This window comes from Bacillus sp. SA1-12, assembly GCF_000981385.1.
GTDB lineage: Bacteria > Bacillota > Bacilli > Bacillales > Bacillaceae > Metabacillus.
The window spans coordinates 1-15123 of record NZ_LATZ01000025.1 but is presented as its reverse complement, the minus strand read 5'-3'; the positions used below and the strand labels follow the sequence as shown (position 1 = coordinate 15123).

General features: G+C 36.9%; 15 protein-coding genes. 4 read left to right on the top strand and 11 right to left on the bottom strand.

Going from position 1 to position 15123, the window contains the following annotated elements:
- The first annotated feature begins 24 nt into the window (after positions 1-24).
- Genes WQ54_RS14500 through WQ54_RS14490 form a run of 3 tightly spaced genes read left to right on the top strand, consistent with a single transcriptional unit; the run spans position 25 to position 3456 of the window.
- The gene (locus tag WQ54_RS14500; RefSeq protein WP_052737796.1) at positions 25-966 is read left to right on the top strand and encodes a hypothetical protein; all 942 of its coding nucleotides are present in this window, start codon (positions 25-27) and stop codon (positions 964-966) included.
- Positions 963-2258 (top strand): fumarylacetoacetase, encoded by a 1296-nt coding sequence (gene fahA, locus WQ54_RS14495; protein ID WP_046517661.1) that lies wholly within the window; start codon positions 963-965, stop codon positions 2256-2258. Before WQ54_RS14500 ends, fahA begins: the two co-directional genes overlap by 4 nt.
- Positions 2259-2298: 40 nt before the next feature.
- Positions 2299-3456 (top strand): homogentisate 1,2-dioxygenase, encoded by a 1158-nt coding sequence (locus WQ54_RS14490; protein ID WP_046517660.1) that lies wholly within the window; start codon positions 2299-2301, stop codon positions 3454-3456.
- A 306-nt stretch (positions 3457-3762) separates the two neighbouring features.
- Here WQ54_RS14490 and WQ54_RS14485 read toward each other — a convergent pair whose 3' ends face one another.
- The 4 genes from WQ54_RS14485 to WQ54_RS35295 all read right to left on the bottom strand — a co-directional run bounded on the left by WQ54_RS14485 (position 3763) and on the right by WQ54_RS35295 (position 6853).
- Complete coding sequence (locus WQ54_RS14485; RefSeq protein ID WP_046517658.1) at positions 3763-4260, bottom strand: hypothetical protein; 498 nt, start codon at positions 4258-4260, stop codon at positions 3763-3765.
- 110 nt (positions 4261-4370) lie between these two features.
- Positions 4371-5210: an ArdC-like ssDNA-binding domain-containing protein gene (locus WQ54_RS14480; protein ID WP_046517705.1), complete on the bottom strand. Its 840-nt coding sequence runs from the start codon at positions 5208-5210 to the stop codon at positions 4371-4373.
- Positions 5211-6283: 1073 nt separating this feature from the next.
- Entirely contained in the window at positions 6284-6724 is a 441-nt protein-coding gene (locus tag WQ54_RS14475; protein WP_046517656.1) for a hypothetical protein, read from the bottom strand.
- A 3-nt stretch (positions 6725-6727) separates the two neighbouring features.
- The gene (locus WQ54_RS35295) at positions 6728-6853 is read right to left on the bottom strand and encodes a hypothetical protein (RefSeq protein ID WP_269431572.1); all 126 of its coding nucleotides are present in this window, start codon (positions 6851-6853) and stop codon (positions 6728-6730) included.
- A 173-nt stretch (positions 6854-7026) separates the two neighbouring features.
- On the opposite strand from WQ54_RS35295, the gene WQ54_RS14470 reads away from it, so the two are divergent.
- The gene (locus WQ54_RS14470) at positions 7027-7251 is read left to right on the top strand and encodes a helix-turn-helix transcriptional regulator (RefSeq protein ID WP_046517654.1); all 225 of its coding nucleotides are present in this window, start codon (positions 7027-7029) and stop codon (positions 7249-7251) included.
- Between the two features lie 826 nt (positions 7252-8077).
- Here the strand turns inward: WQ54_RS14470 and WQ54_RS14465 are convergent.
- The 7 genes from WQ54_RS14465 to ltrA form a co-directional block, all read right to left on the bottom strand.
- A complete protein-coding gene (locus WQ54_RS14465; RefSeq protein ID WP_046517652.1) occupies positions 8078-8578 on the bottom strand; it encodes a hypothetical protein in 501 nt (166 codons plus the stop codon).
- A 205-nt stretch (positions 8579-8783) separates the two neighbouring features.
- Positions 8784-9227 carry a RadC family protein gene (locus WQ54_RS14460; protein ID WP_084822065.1) on the bottom strand — a complete coding sequence of 148 codons (444 nt, stop codon included), beginning with the start codon at positions 9225-9227 and terminating at the stop codon, positions 8784-8786.
- 976 nt (positions 9228-10203) lie between these two features.
- Positions 10204-10689 carry a hypothetical protein gene (locus WQ54_RS14450; RefSeq protein ID WP_046517649.1) on the bottom strand — a complete coding sequence of 162 codons (486 nt, stop codon included), beginning with the start codon at positions 10687-10689 and terminating at the stop codon, positions 10204-10206.
- Positions 10690-11449: 760 nt separating this feature from the next.
- Positions 11450-11686, bottom strand: a complete 237-nt coding sequence (locus WQ54_RS14440) for a DUF6429 family protein (protein ID WP_046517646.1) — start codon at positions 11684-11686, stop codon at positions 11450-11452.
- A gap of 174 nt (positions 11687-11860) precedes the next feature.
- Complete coding sequence (locus WQ54_RS14435) at positions 11861-12616, bottom strand: class I SAM-dependent methyltransferase (protein ID WP_046517644.1); 756 nt, start codon at positions 12614-12616, stop codon at positions 11861-11863.
- 143 nt (positions 12617-12759) lie between these two features.
- Positions 12760-13197 (bottom strand): NUDIX hydrolase, encoded by a 438-nt coding sequence (locus WQ54_RS14430; protein ID WP_046517643.1) that lies wholly within the window; start codon positions 13195-13197, stop codon positions 12760-12762.
- Between the two features lie 141 nt (positions 13198-13338).
- Complete coding sequence (gene ltrA, locus WQ54_RS14425) at positions 13339-14613, bottom strand: group II intron reverse transcriptase/maturase (protein WP_046517641.1); 1275 nt, start codon at positions 14611-14613, stop codon at positions 13339-13341.
- Positions 14614-15123 lie beyond the last annotated feature (510 nt).

Here is a 15123-nt window from a genome sequence, read left to right as displayed (position 1 = left end):
CCTTTAACAGGAGGTGTTAGACGATTGCTAACAAAAGTCAATGTAATGTGGAAAGAGGACGCGGTCAGTCATTTCATGACAGAACTTATTGATTATGCTGGACTGTTTCCGCCAGCAGCCCTTTCCCTTACGGAAGCAATTAAAAATTATCATTCGTATATCCATGGACCGAATTGTTGGATGCTTGGACCATTTGTTCTTCCCGCTTCCAGATTGAAGGAACTGGAACCTTTTAGGGATGATTTTAATGATCAGTATCCCCTACGATTATCTGTTATCCTTAGCAATTCTGAAAAGTTTGAATCGGAATTAATGGCTTTACAACTCTTTTTGGAAACCTACAAAAATGCAGGTTTTATAGAAACTATTGAAGTCCCGCTTTCCTCACAGCTTGATTATGTGTTTTTAGAGAAAGTTACTAAACAGTTAGCGGATTATCGGATATTTTGTGAAATAACAGGAACAAATGATCAGCTACTAGCAAAGTTAGATTTTATTCAGAAGCACAATAAAACATCACCAGGAAGTCTCGGTATTAAATTTCGTATGGGTGGCATTACTTCGAATTTGTTTCCTACTGCGAAACAAGTAGCATTTGTTATTTATGAATCCAAACAGCGAGGTCTGGCTCTTAAATTCACAGCAGGTCTTCATCATCCACTTCGCCAATACCGGGAAGAAGTTGAAACATTCATGCATGGTTTCGTTAATGTCTTCACTGCTTCCATCATGGCTTACTGCCGTTCAGTTAATAAAGCTATCATCCAAGCGATACTGCTTGATGAGGACATGACCAACTTTTCATTTACAAGAGACACACTTTCCTGGTGTAACTTGACCGTTAATTCTTCTGAGATCAATCATGCCCGAAATTTTTTTGCTGCGTCATACGGAAGCTGCAGCTTTGATGAGCCTCGGCAAGAACTAGGAGAGCTTACGATCTTTCATGGGGAGGCAGTACGATGAACCATTCTTTTATCGATACAAAACCAGATTCGCATTTTCCTATTCAAAACTTACCTTATGGTATTTTTCAAAAAAAAGGCCAATCACCACGTGTAGGTACAGCTATTGGCGATTATGTTCTGGATTTATCTGTTATCGATGAAGCAGGGTTATTAGACGGCACTGGAGCAGAAAGAAAAGAAATTTTTTCTGCTTCATCACTTAATCCATTTATGGCCCTGGGCTGTCCTGTCTGGACAGCTGTTCGTTCGAAACTTCAATATCTTTTGAATGCAGATACGCCTGATATACGTGATAATGAAGAACTCCGCTCAAGAGCGTTTAATTTATTGGCTGATGTACAAATGCTTTTACCAGCTGAGATTGGGGACTATACAGATTTCTATGCCTCCAAAGAGCATGCCACCAATGTGGGAACGATGTTTAGGGGAAAAGATCATGCACTGATGCCAAACTGGACACACCTGCCGGTTGGATATCATGGACGTGCTAGTTCTGTTGTTCCAAGCGGGACGTCCATAAGGCGTCCATTAGGACAGCGAAAATCTCAGGATTCAGAATATCCGGTTTTCGGACCATCTATCCAACTTGATTTTGAACTTGAAATGGGATGGTTTATAGGACCTGGCAACAATCTTGGAGAGCCTATTCCGGTTAATAAAGCTGAAGATCATGTTTTTGGGCTTGTTCTTGTAAATGACTGGAGTGCGCGTGATATACAGGCATGGGAGTACCAGCCGCTGGGCCCATTCCTTGCCAAAAATTTTGCTACTTCCATCTCTCCTTGGGTTGTGCCGTTAGAAGCACTAGAGCCGTTCCGTGTAGCAGGACCGAAGCAGGAACCAAAACCGCTTCCTTACCTGCAGCAAACAAAAGATGGCGCTTTTAATATTAACCTTGAGGTATATCTGACCCCAGAAAATAAAGAAGGAACAACGAAAATTACCAATACCAATTTTAACTATATGTATTGGTCGATTGCCCAGCAGGTAGCTCATCATACCATCACAGGGTGCAACATTCGTCCTGGCGATATGCATGCTTCTGGAACAATTAGCGGGCCTAATCGTGAAGAACGTGGAAGCCTGCTTGAACTGACTTGGCGTGGTGCTCAACCGCTCCAGCTTAACGGCGGAGGTGAACGGTGCTGGATCGAAGATGGAGACACAATAACCATCAGCGGATGGTGTCAGGGAGACGGGTATCGAATTGGCTTTGGTGAAGTAAGCGGCAAAGTTTTGCCAGCTGTTTCAATAGCTGACATTTTAGATGCCGAAACAATGGAAATTTAACCACTTTATTAAAAAAGGTTTATGGAAGGAGTTTTTAATGATGACACATTACATTAAAATGGGGCGCATTCCCCATAAACGCCATACCCAATTCCGTCAAGAAGACGGAAGTCTTTATTATGAGCAGTTGATGGGCACTAAAGGATTCTCTAGTATTCAATCGCTTATTTACCACATCAATCAGCCAACACAAGTGAAGAAAGCCGAAAAAATTCGTGATGTTCGATATGAATATGAAGAAAAAGGAGCTTTAAGACACCGGCATTTCCGGACATGGAACACAGAACCGGGCGGCGATTTCCTTGAAGCACGGAAAATTTTCATGGCAAACGATGATGTGGCGTTAGGAGTCTCACGTCCCAACCAGCAGATGGATTATTTTTACCGTAATGGCGAAGGTGATGAATTGTTATTTGTACATGAAGGAACGGGTAAAATCGAAAGCATTTTTGGCGAATTAAGCTTTAAATCTGGTGACTACCTCGTTATTCCGATCGGAACAACCTATCGTGTTGTTTTGGAATCAGAAGAAGCCCGCTTTTTTATCGTTGAATCAAATTCGTCCATTTTGACACCAAAGCGGTACAGGAATGAATTTGGCCAACTTCTTGAGCATTCCCCTTTTTGTGAGCGCGATTTCAGAACACCAGAAAGATTAGAGCCCAAAAATGAAAAAGGTGAATTTGAAATTCGAGTACGTGCACAAGGAATGATCACAGCCTACACCTATGATTTCCATCCTCTCGATGCAGTAGGCTGGGATGGTTATCTCTATCCTTACGCATTCAGTATCCATGACTTTGAACCGATCACAGGTCGTGTTCATCAGCCACCTCCAGTCCACCAAACGTTTGAAGCACATAATTATGTAATATGTTCATTTGTGCCACGTTTGTACGACTATCATCCCGAAGCTATTCCTGCACCTTATGTACATAGTAATGTGGACAGTGATGAGGTTCTCTATTACGTCGACGGTGATTTTATGAGTCGCCGGGGTATTGAACAAGGTTCGATTACCCTTCACCCAAGCGGACTTCCTCATGGACCGCATCCAGGTAAAATTGAAGCAAGTATTGGAAAAAAGGAAACCCAGGAACTGGCAGTCATGGTTGATACATTCCGTCCCCTTTATATTGTTAAAGATGCCCATGCTTTGGAAGATGAGGACTATATGAGCAGCTGGCTGAAAAAATAATCTCCTAAAAACATTAAAGTCGGAGCAGGATATTATCTTGCTTCGGCAGTTTTCCTTTATTACTCATTGGTCCTATTGATAAAGAAAGCACACATATTTTACTTAAGATATGTCATTACAAATACTTTACACAAAGTATTTTTCCTTTGTTAGCCAAAAGAAAAATAACATAGCTCCAGCTGGAATGAAGCTTAAGGACTAGGGAATTTAAACAAAATCAAAAAGAAGCTTCAAAAGAAATAAGAGACTATGATAGAGCCTGAGAGGATGACTGTATTTAATTTGTTGTCTGTTGATATTTCAGTTCTATTTCTTTAAGCGTTTTGGCTGACGTATACACATATCTTTCTTCGCTGAATTCAGCATTCTACCAGCAAAATTTTCAATATATGATTCTGTTAATTTTTTAGGTATATAACTAATTCGTTCCCGGATAAGATTTTCTAAGACAAAGCACTTTCGAGTCCAGAATTCATACTCTTTAAATGTATACTTTTCAGCCTCTTCATATTCACTAGCACCTTCCTTCATTGCCTGAAGGAATAATTTGCGCTGGCTATAAATGGAACCTCGCTCAGCTCTAGCAAATTTTAAAAGGTACAACAACTCAATTGTATTCAAGGCCATTAATTCAGGGGTTTTCAGGTAAAGATCTTCATATTTTGGTTGAGAATCTGGAAGATAGTTTTTTCGTTTTCCGTTCTCCTGTACATCGTTCGTATCGATTAACATTACACAATAGAGACAAGAATAATGATCTCCATACGATTCAACTTCACTTCCACAATAAGGACATGTATTCATGAATTTACCTCCTTTAAAGGACCAATAACAAAAATAGTTAGGTGGGGAGTTACATTGGTAAAGATAAATAAACTCCCCGTTTTTTATTTATGGAAATTAGGAAAATCCCTTTAGATCTTCACTACTTCTGTTTTCTTTGCTGGTTTATTCAAATCTTCGATGATATGATGACTACATTTTACAATATCCTCCCCAATCTGTTTCATGATCGTAACATCTTTGCTCCATCCAGCGATATAACCAAAGCTGTATTGTGAGGTATCATATCCAAAGTGGTTCATGACCACATAAGCAACTGCTTCTGCTTGCGCTTCTTTTATTCTTCTATTTTCTTTCTCAAACTTTGCACCTTTTGCATGCAGCAAATAATGGGCATATTCATGGATCAATGTTTTTAGTTGCTGTGTGGTGCTGCGATTTTGATGAATAGCTATGTAATTCTCCACAAGGTGAAAATAACCATTTGCTTCCCCAGTATCCTTAAACACAACAGGAATATCTATTTTTATACTCCATTCCTGAAGTAATGCTTTTTCTTGTTCTCCGTCTCCTTCTAGCATTTTTACTTCTGGAGTTGGAATCTCTTTTCCTTCTGTTTGTGAAAGATCGAAAACATTAACATATCTGAACCCATATAACACCTTTTTTTCTTTCTCCCCTTCGTTTTCTTCTTTTTTCTCTTCCCTTTGCTTACGAATAAGTGGCGCCAAAATTTTGATTGCCTTCTCCCCTTTCTTAACGATCCTCCCATCCTTTTTCCATTCATTAAAACCCTTGACTAGTGTTGCATCTGCCTTTTGCGAGTAAATTAAAACCGTATTATTAAAACTATACGTATGAAACGTCGAGAGAAATTTCAACCATTCTTGGAACTTTTCACTCATCATTATTTCTTGAATTCCTTGTTCTAATTGTTGGTTGATTTCTTCTAGAGCTTTTTGTTTTGCCATTTGTTTTTCCTCCCTTGTTTTTGCGCTATGAGCGATGTATTTCCCAAAGGGAATTTTTTTCGCCCTTTTGACGTGGAGAACGAACAAGGAGTATCGGCAACGGGTCAAGGGAATAGCACAACAAGTTATTTGATGTTGCAAAGCGCCCTTAATCAAAAAACTTTTTTGCCCCTTGACCTGGTGTCGATCCAACTTAGCTTCTAGCAGGTGGAGGGCGCAGCCTAGGAGGCTCAACCTGCTAGATGGTTAGCTGGATTACGAACTTGTACGATTCGTAGCGCAAAAGGGAGGAAAAAACAAAAATAAAAGCAGCCTTTAGGCTGCTACCATATTTCATTATTCTTTTTGTCTTTAGTGTTCCGGCTCGTTCGGTACGGCGGCTTGCCGCAAATGGAACAGGAACCTACGGAATGTAGGCGATAGCCGTAAAGACCGTGGTTATCGGGCCATTTAGTATCGAAGCGACACGTATCGGAATGACAGAAAGTGTCCTTTACTTTCTGATCAGTCCGTAGTGCTGCCGCCCAATTCCTTTTGTTTTTAACGAACTTTTAAAGATATTCTTAAAACCCCCTATATATTTTCAAAGTAAAATTTGTTTAATAAACGCTCTTCAAAAGTCATTATGTTACTGGAAACAAATAAGATCAAAATGTTCTTATAATTTTAGACTCTCTGTCAATTCCCCTCAATCTTTCCAACCTTAATTCAGCAGACCTGGGTCATTTTATACAGACCATTCAACTACGAAATACATATTATGATATTCAAAGATTCTAAATCAATGAAGAGCTGCCTATGGGGATGAATACATTTAGTCAAAAAATTATTTATTCAATTAGCAAGGGTGTTTTCCCACAGCGTAAATCACAACATAAAACACCCTCTTTTTTATTAAAAACACGATAAGTGTTCATAAGGTATTGATAGTTTATACCATCCTAAAAAAACAATCTCCAATACACACCGATAATAGCAAACACAATCAGTACATCCATCTCACTCTCTGTGAACCAACTTTCTTCATTACATAAAATCAATTATGACCAGGTACATACAAGATCTTCCTTGGTCTATCCAATTTTAATGGAGATACCTCCTTGGTTTTTAAAGACAAATCGTTCAGTAGGAAATTTCCCTTCTCGTCTCTCGACCAACTGCATACTTCCATTTTTTTGTGCTTTTTCTTCATTAGATTCTCTATCTTTGTTAGGATCTTTTGTAATCTCTACTTCTCTTCGTACGTTTACATAGACGTTTTTCCCTTTCTTTTTCTTATTTGATGGCTTTTGCTCAAGCCATAACAAGTGATCTTCTTCCAACCACTTTGCCGATGGAAGAGGTACATCTCCCTTCTGATATTGTTTCAAAATGGATTCGAATGAAGGAGAAAAAGCCGCAGAAAAAAGAGCTGCCCTCATGATTTGATTACGATCTAAGTCAGTAGCATGAAATAAATCATCCACATATTCCTTAAAGGTATCTGCATAACGAACCGTTGGTCGATATACCATGGTTTATTTCTCACTTCCTTGAGTTTGATTTGTATTTCTAGAAACCAATTCTTCGAGAAGTCTTTTTCCTTCCTCTGTTAAATAGACGTCCTTCCCTTCAAGCAATAACATAGCCATTTCTTTAATCATCTTCATTCCTCCCTATTATTGACGTCTTGTACTCAACGCCCTTTACTACATGCTATTAAGGAAGGCTTGTCCATTATTCACACTTTGATGAAAAAATCACACGAAAGTGAATAAAAGACAAGCCTTCAGTCAATGATGTTGCTAAGAATATGGTTCAGGAGGCGGAAAGAACAATGTTTGGGCTGGGTAAGAAAAGATCAAAGTTTGGCAAATTTCTTGATCGACATTCCATTACACAACAGGATTTGTCAAAGCATAGTGGGGTCAATAGAAATAGTATTAGTCGGCTAACACAATCGGATGAGTATCGGCCTTCCATGAAGAACGGCCAAAAGATTATTAAGACCCTAAAAAAAGAAGGATATAATGTTGATTTTGAAGACTTCTGGAGTATGTAACCAATACTCCTGACTAAAATTTGATGAATTAATAATGTATCACTTTACATAATGAAATGAATCCTATATATTTTTTTATAAGCAAGAAAAGTGCTATAATGTAAGTACAAAAGATTCAAAAAGATTGAAAAATAAGGTAAAATGGGTACAATAAGAATAATTATAGAAACAATCAGTACAATAAAAATAACCGCAGTGCGCCAACACTACGGTTACCTGTACAATTGCGATCGCAAAGTGAGCGATTGGCAGTAATAAGGTTCTTACTTAGAGAAGTAATCCACCCGTTCTGGCCAAAGAGCAGGGTGGATTACTTGTTTATTTTCTCGATCAATAGGACGATTAAAGTCACTAACGCTATCATAAACATTGCTGTATTTATGTCCATCAGTTGCACCTCCCTTATGAGAGGCTCAACCGCCCACCCTGCTATGCAATTGTCTTATTATGATAGCAGAAAAACAGACATGATTCTATGAATAATTAACATTATTTACATAAGTATTTTCTCTGCATTATTCTGTAATAGTAAAATGACACTAGTACTGTTTATACTATTTACAAAAATATAATCAACACCATAAATCAAAAAAAGTAACCACCCTGTCTGTTCGGCAAAACGGTAGAGGGTAGGTTACTTTTTTTCCTTTTAACTACTCAACCTGAGCCGTTGCTTCAAATGCAACGCAGCTAAAATTATAAATACTGGTGTACAGCAGCATTTAGGTCTTTTCTTGTACTATGCTGTTTAGAATAACATTAATTTTTTCTTGTTTTCAAGTATTTAAAGCAAATAAATAAGGAAGGAATTCATACATTAAAGTCATCATTTTTTTAACCGCTTTTTCTCTTCTTCGCAGAACTTTTCAACTGATGTTTGACTCCAATAAGGTGTTCCTCCAAGTTCCAAATCAGGATTTGGAAGCTTCCCTCTACTAAAATACACATTCAATTTACGTCTGTCATAATTTAGTTCATTCTCCGCTAAAAAATCAGCAAATTGTTTTTGATTAAAAAAGCCTTTGCTGTCTTTTCTAACGAACGAAAGGGCTGGCATTTGAATCAAATAAGTATCTTCTTTGAAGAATTGAGCTATTAATTCTAACGCTAGTTCTAACCAATCATTGTCTAAGTGTTGATACAACAGCCCAATATCAAACTTTTCGTGTTCAGGATTTTCAAAAAAACAAGCTAACTTTAAAAAAGTAACTTCAACTTCATTTAATCCTTTCATTGATTCTTCAATTAATACATTGTTCTTATTTGCTTTTAATTTCCCTTCAAATTCGGGAAAATGTTCATTAATTCGTTTCGTAGATCTTTTCACATCCTATCCCCTTTCTGTTGACCAAGTCAACAGAATATATCACACGATGTTGACTTAGTCAACGAATAGCATATCTCTATTTTTTATGCTGCATCAACGCGAATCGTTGAATGCAGTTCGAAATGTTAGGGCTCAATGCCCCTACTTTCGACACTCTTTATAAAAAAGAAAGAAGAAAGAAGAGGTTGCCCTCTTCCTTCGAATATTAGACGTATCCTTTTTCTTTCATGCTGAAATAGTTGGCTTTATCATTCACTATGATGTGATCGAGGACCTCGATTCCTAAGATCTTGCCACACTCCACCAAATGCTTCGTGACGTCAAGATCTTCTCTTGATGGATTGACGTCCCCTGAAGGGTGCTGATGACTTACAATGATTGATGCGCTGTTATTTAATATGGCGGATTTGAACACCTCACGTGGTACTACTAAACTAGCATTAAGACCTCCAACATGACAACGATGGACGGCAACGATTCGATTTTTTGTATTCAGACACATCACAAAGAATACTTCCCGATCTTCATCACCTATGAACATTGATGCGACAGTTGCTCCATCTTGTGGTGACCGAACTATGTACTTGTCTCCACCTTCAACTTCTTGAATAACTTGTTTGATTCGTAAAATTTCGTATATTTTTTCCATTTATAACACTCCTTTCTTTGTTTGATTAACTCCTAATGATGGGCGCAAACCGTGTGAAGGGTTCGCTTACGAAGAAGCGAACTCGCCAGTCAGGCATAGACAACAGGCCTAGTCCTTGCCAGTTGTCGTTCAAAATCGAGTAAAGCCCAATGACTTAGGGGCAGTCAGAAAGTGTTTTTCTGCTTTCTTACTGCCCCTTAGCCTACTTGGCTTTGCCGATTTTGTTTGCCTGACGCCAGCCCTTCACTCGGTTATAAGCCCACTCATTACAATGAGGAGAACAAAGAAGGTTCACTACGCTAGAGCTGGGCGTTTCTATCAGATCGAAAGATCTGTAAACGCCTAATTGCGAAGGGTTCAACGCCCGAAGCAATTAATCTCTCAAACAGTAGAAAAGAAAAAGCTCTTTGGAACTTTTTGATTCGTCAAGAATCTAAAAGGACAAAAAGAGCGTGCTATATCATAAACATGGTGTTGATATAGTCGGGTTGTTTGGGTTCGATGCCCTATAACAACCCGAAATCTCTAATGATTTGGAGCAATGCGAAGCAAGCGACACGATTCTTGGCTACAGACAAGAATTTACCATTTCTTCTTAGAATAATCTTTCAACAGGTTTTCGGCTCGTTCGGTATGGCGGCTTGCCGTAAATGGAACAGGAACCTACGGAATGTTAAGAAAGACGTCCTCCCTCACATTCTTTATTTTTCAGAAGATAGAAGCAGAGTTCCGACATTTTATGAGGGTCCTAGCAGTCATAAATATTTTGATGCATGGGGTACTTTTTGAAAGGACATTTCAGGAGAAAGTTTCTCTGTATAGCAATGACTTAGTATTCTGAGTGGGTAAATTAAAAAAGGTCAAAAGGAAATATTTCTTTGTCTTTTTAAAGTGTTCTTTCTTATAATACGGAATTGGTATAATCTATATATTTAAAACATATGGACAAAGGACTTCAAAATGAAGGTCCTTTGTCCTACTTATTTAATTTATTATCTATTATTTTCTTCCTATTCTCATAAAGATATTGAGCCCCATATAATATAGGTGCCTTAGAGAAGAAATAGAGGAAAAATTGAAAATTATTGAGCCGAACTAAGGAATAATATCTTACTTTTTTTGCTAGAAATGTGTATGGAAACGCAAAGAAAGCATGTACTAGTGCATTGATTAAAATAAACTTTTTAAAATTTCCGTATCCTATCTTAAGAGTCCACAATGAGATAAAAATAAACGGACCAGTATTAAAAGGTAGTTCATCAAATAGATAGGAGTTTGGCTTATTGTAAAAAACCCAGTATTTGCGTTTTTTTCCAATTCGCGCATGCAGTATTTCTATAATCCCAATTAGGAGTGTAGCAGGAAAAAAATTTTTTATATTACGAATACCTAAAAAAGGTAATGACGACCAAGATAGTACAACCATTATAATATTAAGTAACGATTGATTTTTTATTGACATGTTAGAACCCTCACTTTTTTATTAGGATTCTTTTTTTGTATGATAAATATCCATAAATTTTGAATCAGCATACCAGGTATTTGTTTAGCTATATCACCTGTTTTTAATCATTCTTTTGCTAATACTTTCCTAGTCATACGTACTTCCCAACGAATCATACATATATGAGTTCGAGTGCAACTATGAGTGTTGATCCAAAAACATCTATACCATTTTTAACAAAAATAAATTAAGCAATTTCCCAATTTCACATGATTTTTGATACTTTCATTTGTAAATCACCTATATGGTGTTTTTTTAATTTAACTAGGATTCTCCTTTTAAAAAAACCTTACATAATAACCAAAGTTTTTCATGTAATACAAAATTTAATTACGCTAAATTCCTCAGTAACACTAATTAACCTAATACCGTTTCTGTAAATGAGACTTTACCTATTTTATTTCCATTGTCATCAACTAATAAATGATTACGAAGTATCCGACACATACCATCATCAATAGCAATTACTAAAATTACTATAGTCTGAACGTTGCTCTCAATCGTTACAAGGTATCTTTTTCTAGATCGCTTTATAACAAACATTCTCCTGGGTAACCTTGATCAATCTTTTTAATTTAGTTATAATTCATTTTATGCCTCTTGGTATTTGAGTATTTTACTTTCCTCTTGCCAGTTATTGGACTCTCTCATTCTCACAAGAGGTTGTTTTTTGTTATTATTCTATAGGTGCACTGTTAGTTCAACAAAATCAACAATTCTACATATTATTTAAATATTTGCCAACTAATTTTTCTGCTTCCTTTATACCTTCCTCTGTAAGATAAACCGACTTTGCCTTTATACTTCCTCTGATAAAATCCTTATCTGTAAGTTCATTTAATGCATCAAATGGATAACCTTTCCAACTTCTTCTCATTTCGTTTGGTAAATCATTCTCATTCCAAGAAGTTAGGTACAATAACAATAATGTAAGTTCGTTAATCGTTTTTTCCAATGTAATTAAATTCCCTTCTAAAAAACCTTTATTATTATAATAGCAAGTTAAAAAAAGACCTGCTACATATCCTAAGCAGATCTTAAACTTTAGCACCCTATAGTTGAAGAAAAAATAGCTTCAATATTTAGTAGTGATAATAAATTGCTTCACTAAATTAGGTTGTATTAGCTTCTATTTTTTTGCAATATATTGTAAGTTGTGGTCATCTTCTAATACTTCAATTTCTTTAAACCTAGCTTCCAATAATAATTTTTTAAATATTTCACTTTTTATAGGGTTATAATCAACAGACTCAACTTCCATTGATTTATTACCTGAATTCTTATCCTCAATTAAATAAACAATGTTAAATCTAACAATTTTTTCAAGATAATCGAACACATATAAAACGCTGACAAATTTACCATCTTTTTCATCGTTAATTCTCATGGGGAGAAATCTTGGCTTCTCTGACAACATTTTGTCATAATTCCTCATTTCAAAAATAGCTACACCACTTTGATTAACACAATTGTAGATATTTTTTAACGCCTTTTTCAAATCAATTTCTGACATCAGATGAGGAATGGAATTACCCATACATATAACCGCATCAAACAAACCAACAACATTACTATTTAATTCTCTTAAGTCTGATTTCAACAATCTTAGATTTACTTTTGCTTCAGTAGCGTTTCTCTGTGCTTTATCAAGCATGTTCTGACTTAAATCTGTTCCTACAACATCAAAACCAACTTTTGCAAGACCTATTGCTTGAAGTCCTGTACCACAGGAGCAATCAAGAATAGTATCTGCATTATAATTCCTTAATTGCGGAACTAAATTCTTCATTTGTCGTTCCATTACATCATCCCATGATGAAAAAAACCAGTGATATTTTTCTGCAATGTTATCATAAAACTTTTCAGTTCCATGTTTTAAAGCCATCAAATCCCTCCCCTTTTTAATTTTTAAGTTCTACCTTTTTTTATAAAGTCCTTTTTAATTAAACTGCTTCTTTAGTACAATAAGAAAGCCACCAAGTATGGTAGCTGGATCTTAAACTCTTACACCTGTTTGTTGAAAAATTATTACCCAATAATCGGAAGTTGTTTTTTCGATAATAAATCATCGACAAGCATCTTATGTTCCGTGAATATATTCTCTGGTAGTTCTTTAAGTGAATAAAATTTATTCTGTATAGACTCCTCGTTACTTTCAACTAACTCCCCACTATGTAATACTTGGTCTCCATTTGAAAATGTCTTATCATATTGAGGACCAGAATAAATCCCAAATAACTCAAGTTCTTCTAATTTAAGTCCTGTCTCTTCGTAAACTTCTCTTCTAGCTGTATCTTGAACACTTTCTCCTAAATCCATAAATCCGCCTGGAAATCCCCATTGACCATTATCAGAACGTTTTTGCATCAGCACTCGATTTTCTTTATCAAAAACAAATGCACCCGAAACAATCATAATAACCTTCTCGTTTCCTACCATTGACCTTAAATGTTGTATGTAATCCATCTAAACATTCCTCTCATTTTAGCTATAACTCCTTTAAACAAAATGCTCCGTTACTTGAAATCGAGTAGAGGGAAAATAAATGTATTATTTTCGCCCCTCTCACAACACCGTACGTACGGATCGCGTATACGGCGTTTCAATTTATATCACAGTGTGTACTTTTAGATAATGTTCTAAAGCAGAGGGGACTCCCCTTTGCTTTAGTCTTTTGTTTGAGATTGCTCTTTGGACGACTTTTGATAATCCTATGTATCGGTAACCTTTTCGACAGTAGGTTAATCCTTTTGCTTCTTCCTCTGGAATCCCTAACTGGATAAGCGATTTGATTTGTTTCTTCGCTACTTTCCATTGTTTCCAGATGATGGCCCTAATTCTGGAACGAAGCTTATTGTCTATTCGTTCAGTCACCTTTTTCATGTTTGCCACTCTGAAGTAGTTTACCCATCCAAATATAACTTGTTTCAGTTTCAATATTCGGTAGTCTAGTGGAACACTCCAGCTTCGTTTTGTCAGTTGTCGAAGCTTCCTTTGAAACTTCTGTACCGAACTTGGATGAGGTTTCACTTGATATCTCTTATTTTTATAATCGTAATAATATCCAAATCCTAAGAATTTCAGATCTTTTGGACGAGAGATTTTACTCTTCTCTGCATTGACTATCAGACCTAATTTCTCTTCTATAAATCTCACGATTGATTTCATCACTCTGCTCGCTGCTTTCTCGCTCTTCACAAAAATCAGGGCGTCATCAGCGTATCTCACGAATTGAAGTCCTCTACTTTCTAGTTCCTTATCCAGTTCGTTCAACATAATATTACTCAAAAGAGGGCTGAGGTTGCCTCCTTGCGGAGTCCCAACTGGTGTTTCTTCATATTTCCCATTCACCATAACCCCACTAACTAAGTATTTTCTTATTAGAGAAATGACATCTCCATCATTTATTGTGTTGGATATAATTCGCATGATTTTATCGTGATGGACTGTATCAAAGAATCTTTCAAGATCAATGTCGACTACCCAGTCATGACCATCATTCAGAATTTCCAGGCTTTTCATAATCGCCATCTCACAACTTCTTTTTGGTCTGAAACCGTAACTGAATTCGCTGAACTGTTCTTCAAATATCGGGCTGAGAACTTGATGAATGGCTTGTTGAACTACTCTATCCACTACTGTTGGTATTCCCAACTTGCGCATCTTTCCATTTCCTTTTGGGATCTCCACTCTTAAGGCAGCTTGTGGTTGGTATTTTCTTGTTCTGATGCGCTGACGCAGATCATCCTTATTCTCTTTCAGATATTGCTTTAGTTCGTCGACTGTTGCTCCATCGACCCCACTTGTACCTTTATTTTTATAGACACGTAAGTAAGCTTCATTCATATTTAGATTACTTAGAATCTGTTCTAAAAGTTCCACACTCGTTTCTCCTTCCCTCTCACGTAGTAAGTGATAGCTCCCTTTTGGATATCCTTTGAGATACGCTCATACTTTTACCATTAACACATTCGGAGTTCGTCACTCACGCATTCGTGGTGTTGAAACACTATAAATTGTTCAGCCCTTCATGAATTTATTTCATTACTATGGCTTCTGCTGACTTCTTGCGACAAACCTTTTTTCGACTGTACTTCTGTACATCCGCAAGATCTCCCAGGGTAAGACAACTATCTTTCCTCTTTTACTCGCCTGATTTACTCTACAAAGTTACGCACATCTTTTGGACTTTAACTTGCTTAGGAGTCTAATCCCTTTGTAGAGCCTTAGTATCAGATTTCTGTTCGTCGAGTCAAGATTTTATTCCACGCTTCCTCCAGCCCTTACCTCACGATAAGTACCTTGCGCTTCCTTAGTGGTTGGTCGATGTGTACCCCCACAGTGGACTTTCACCACCTAGATAGTTGCCATGCCTGGCACACTAAGAAAAAG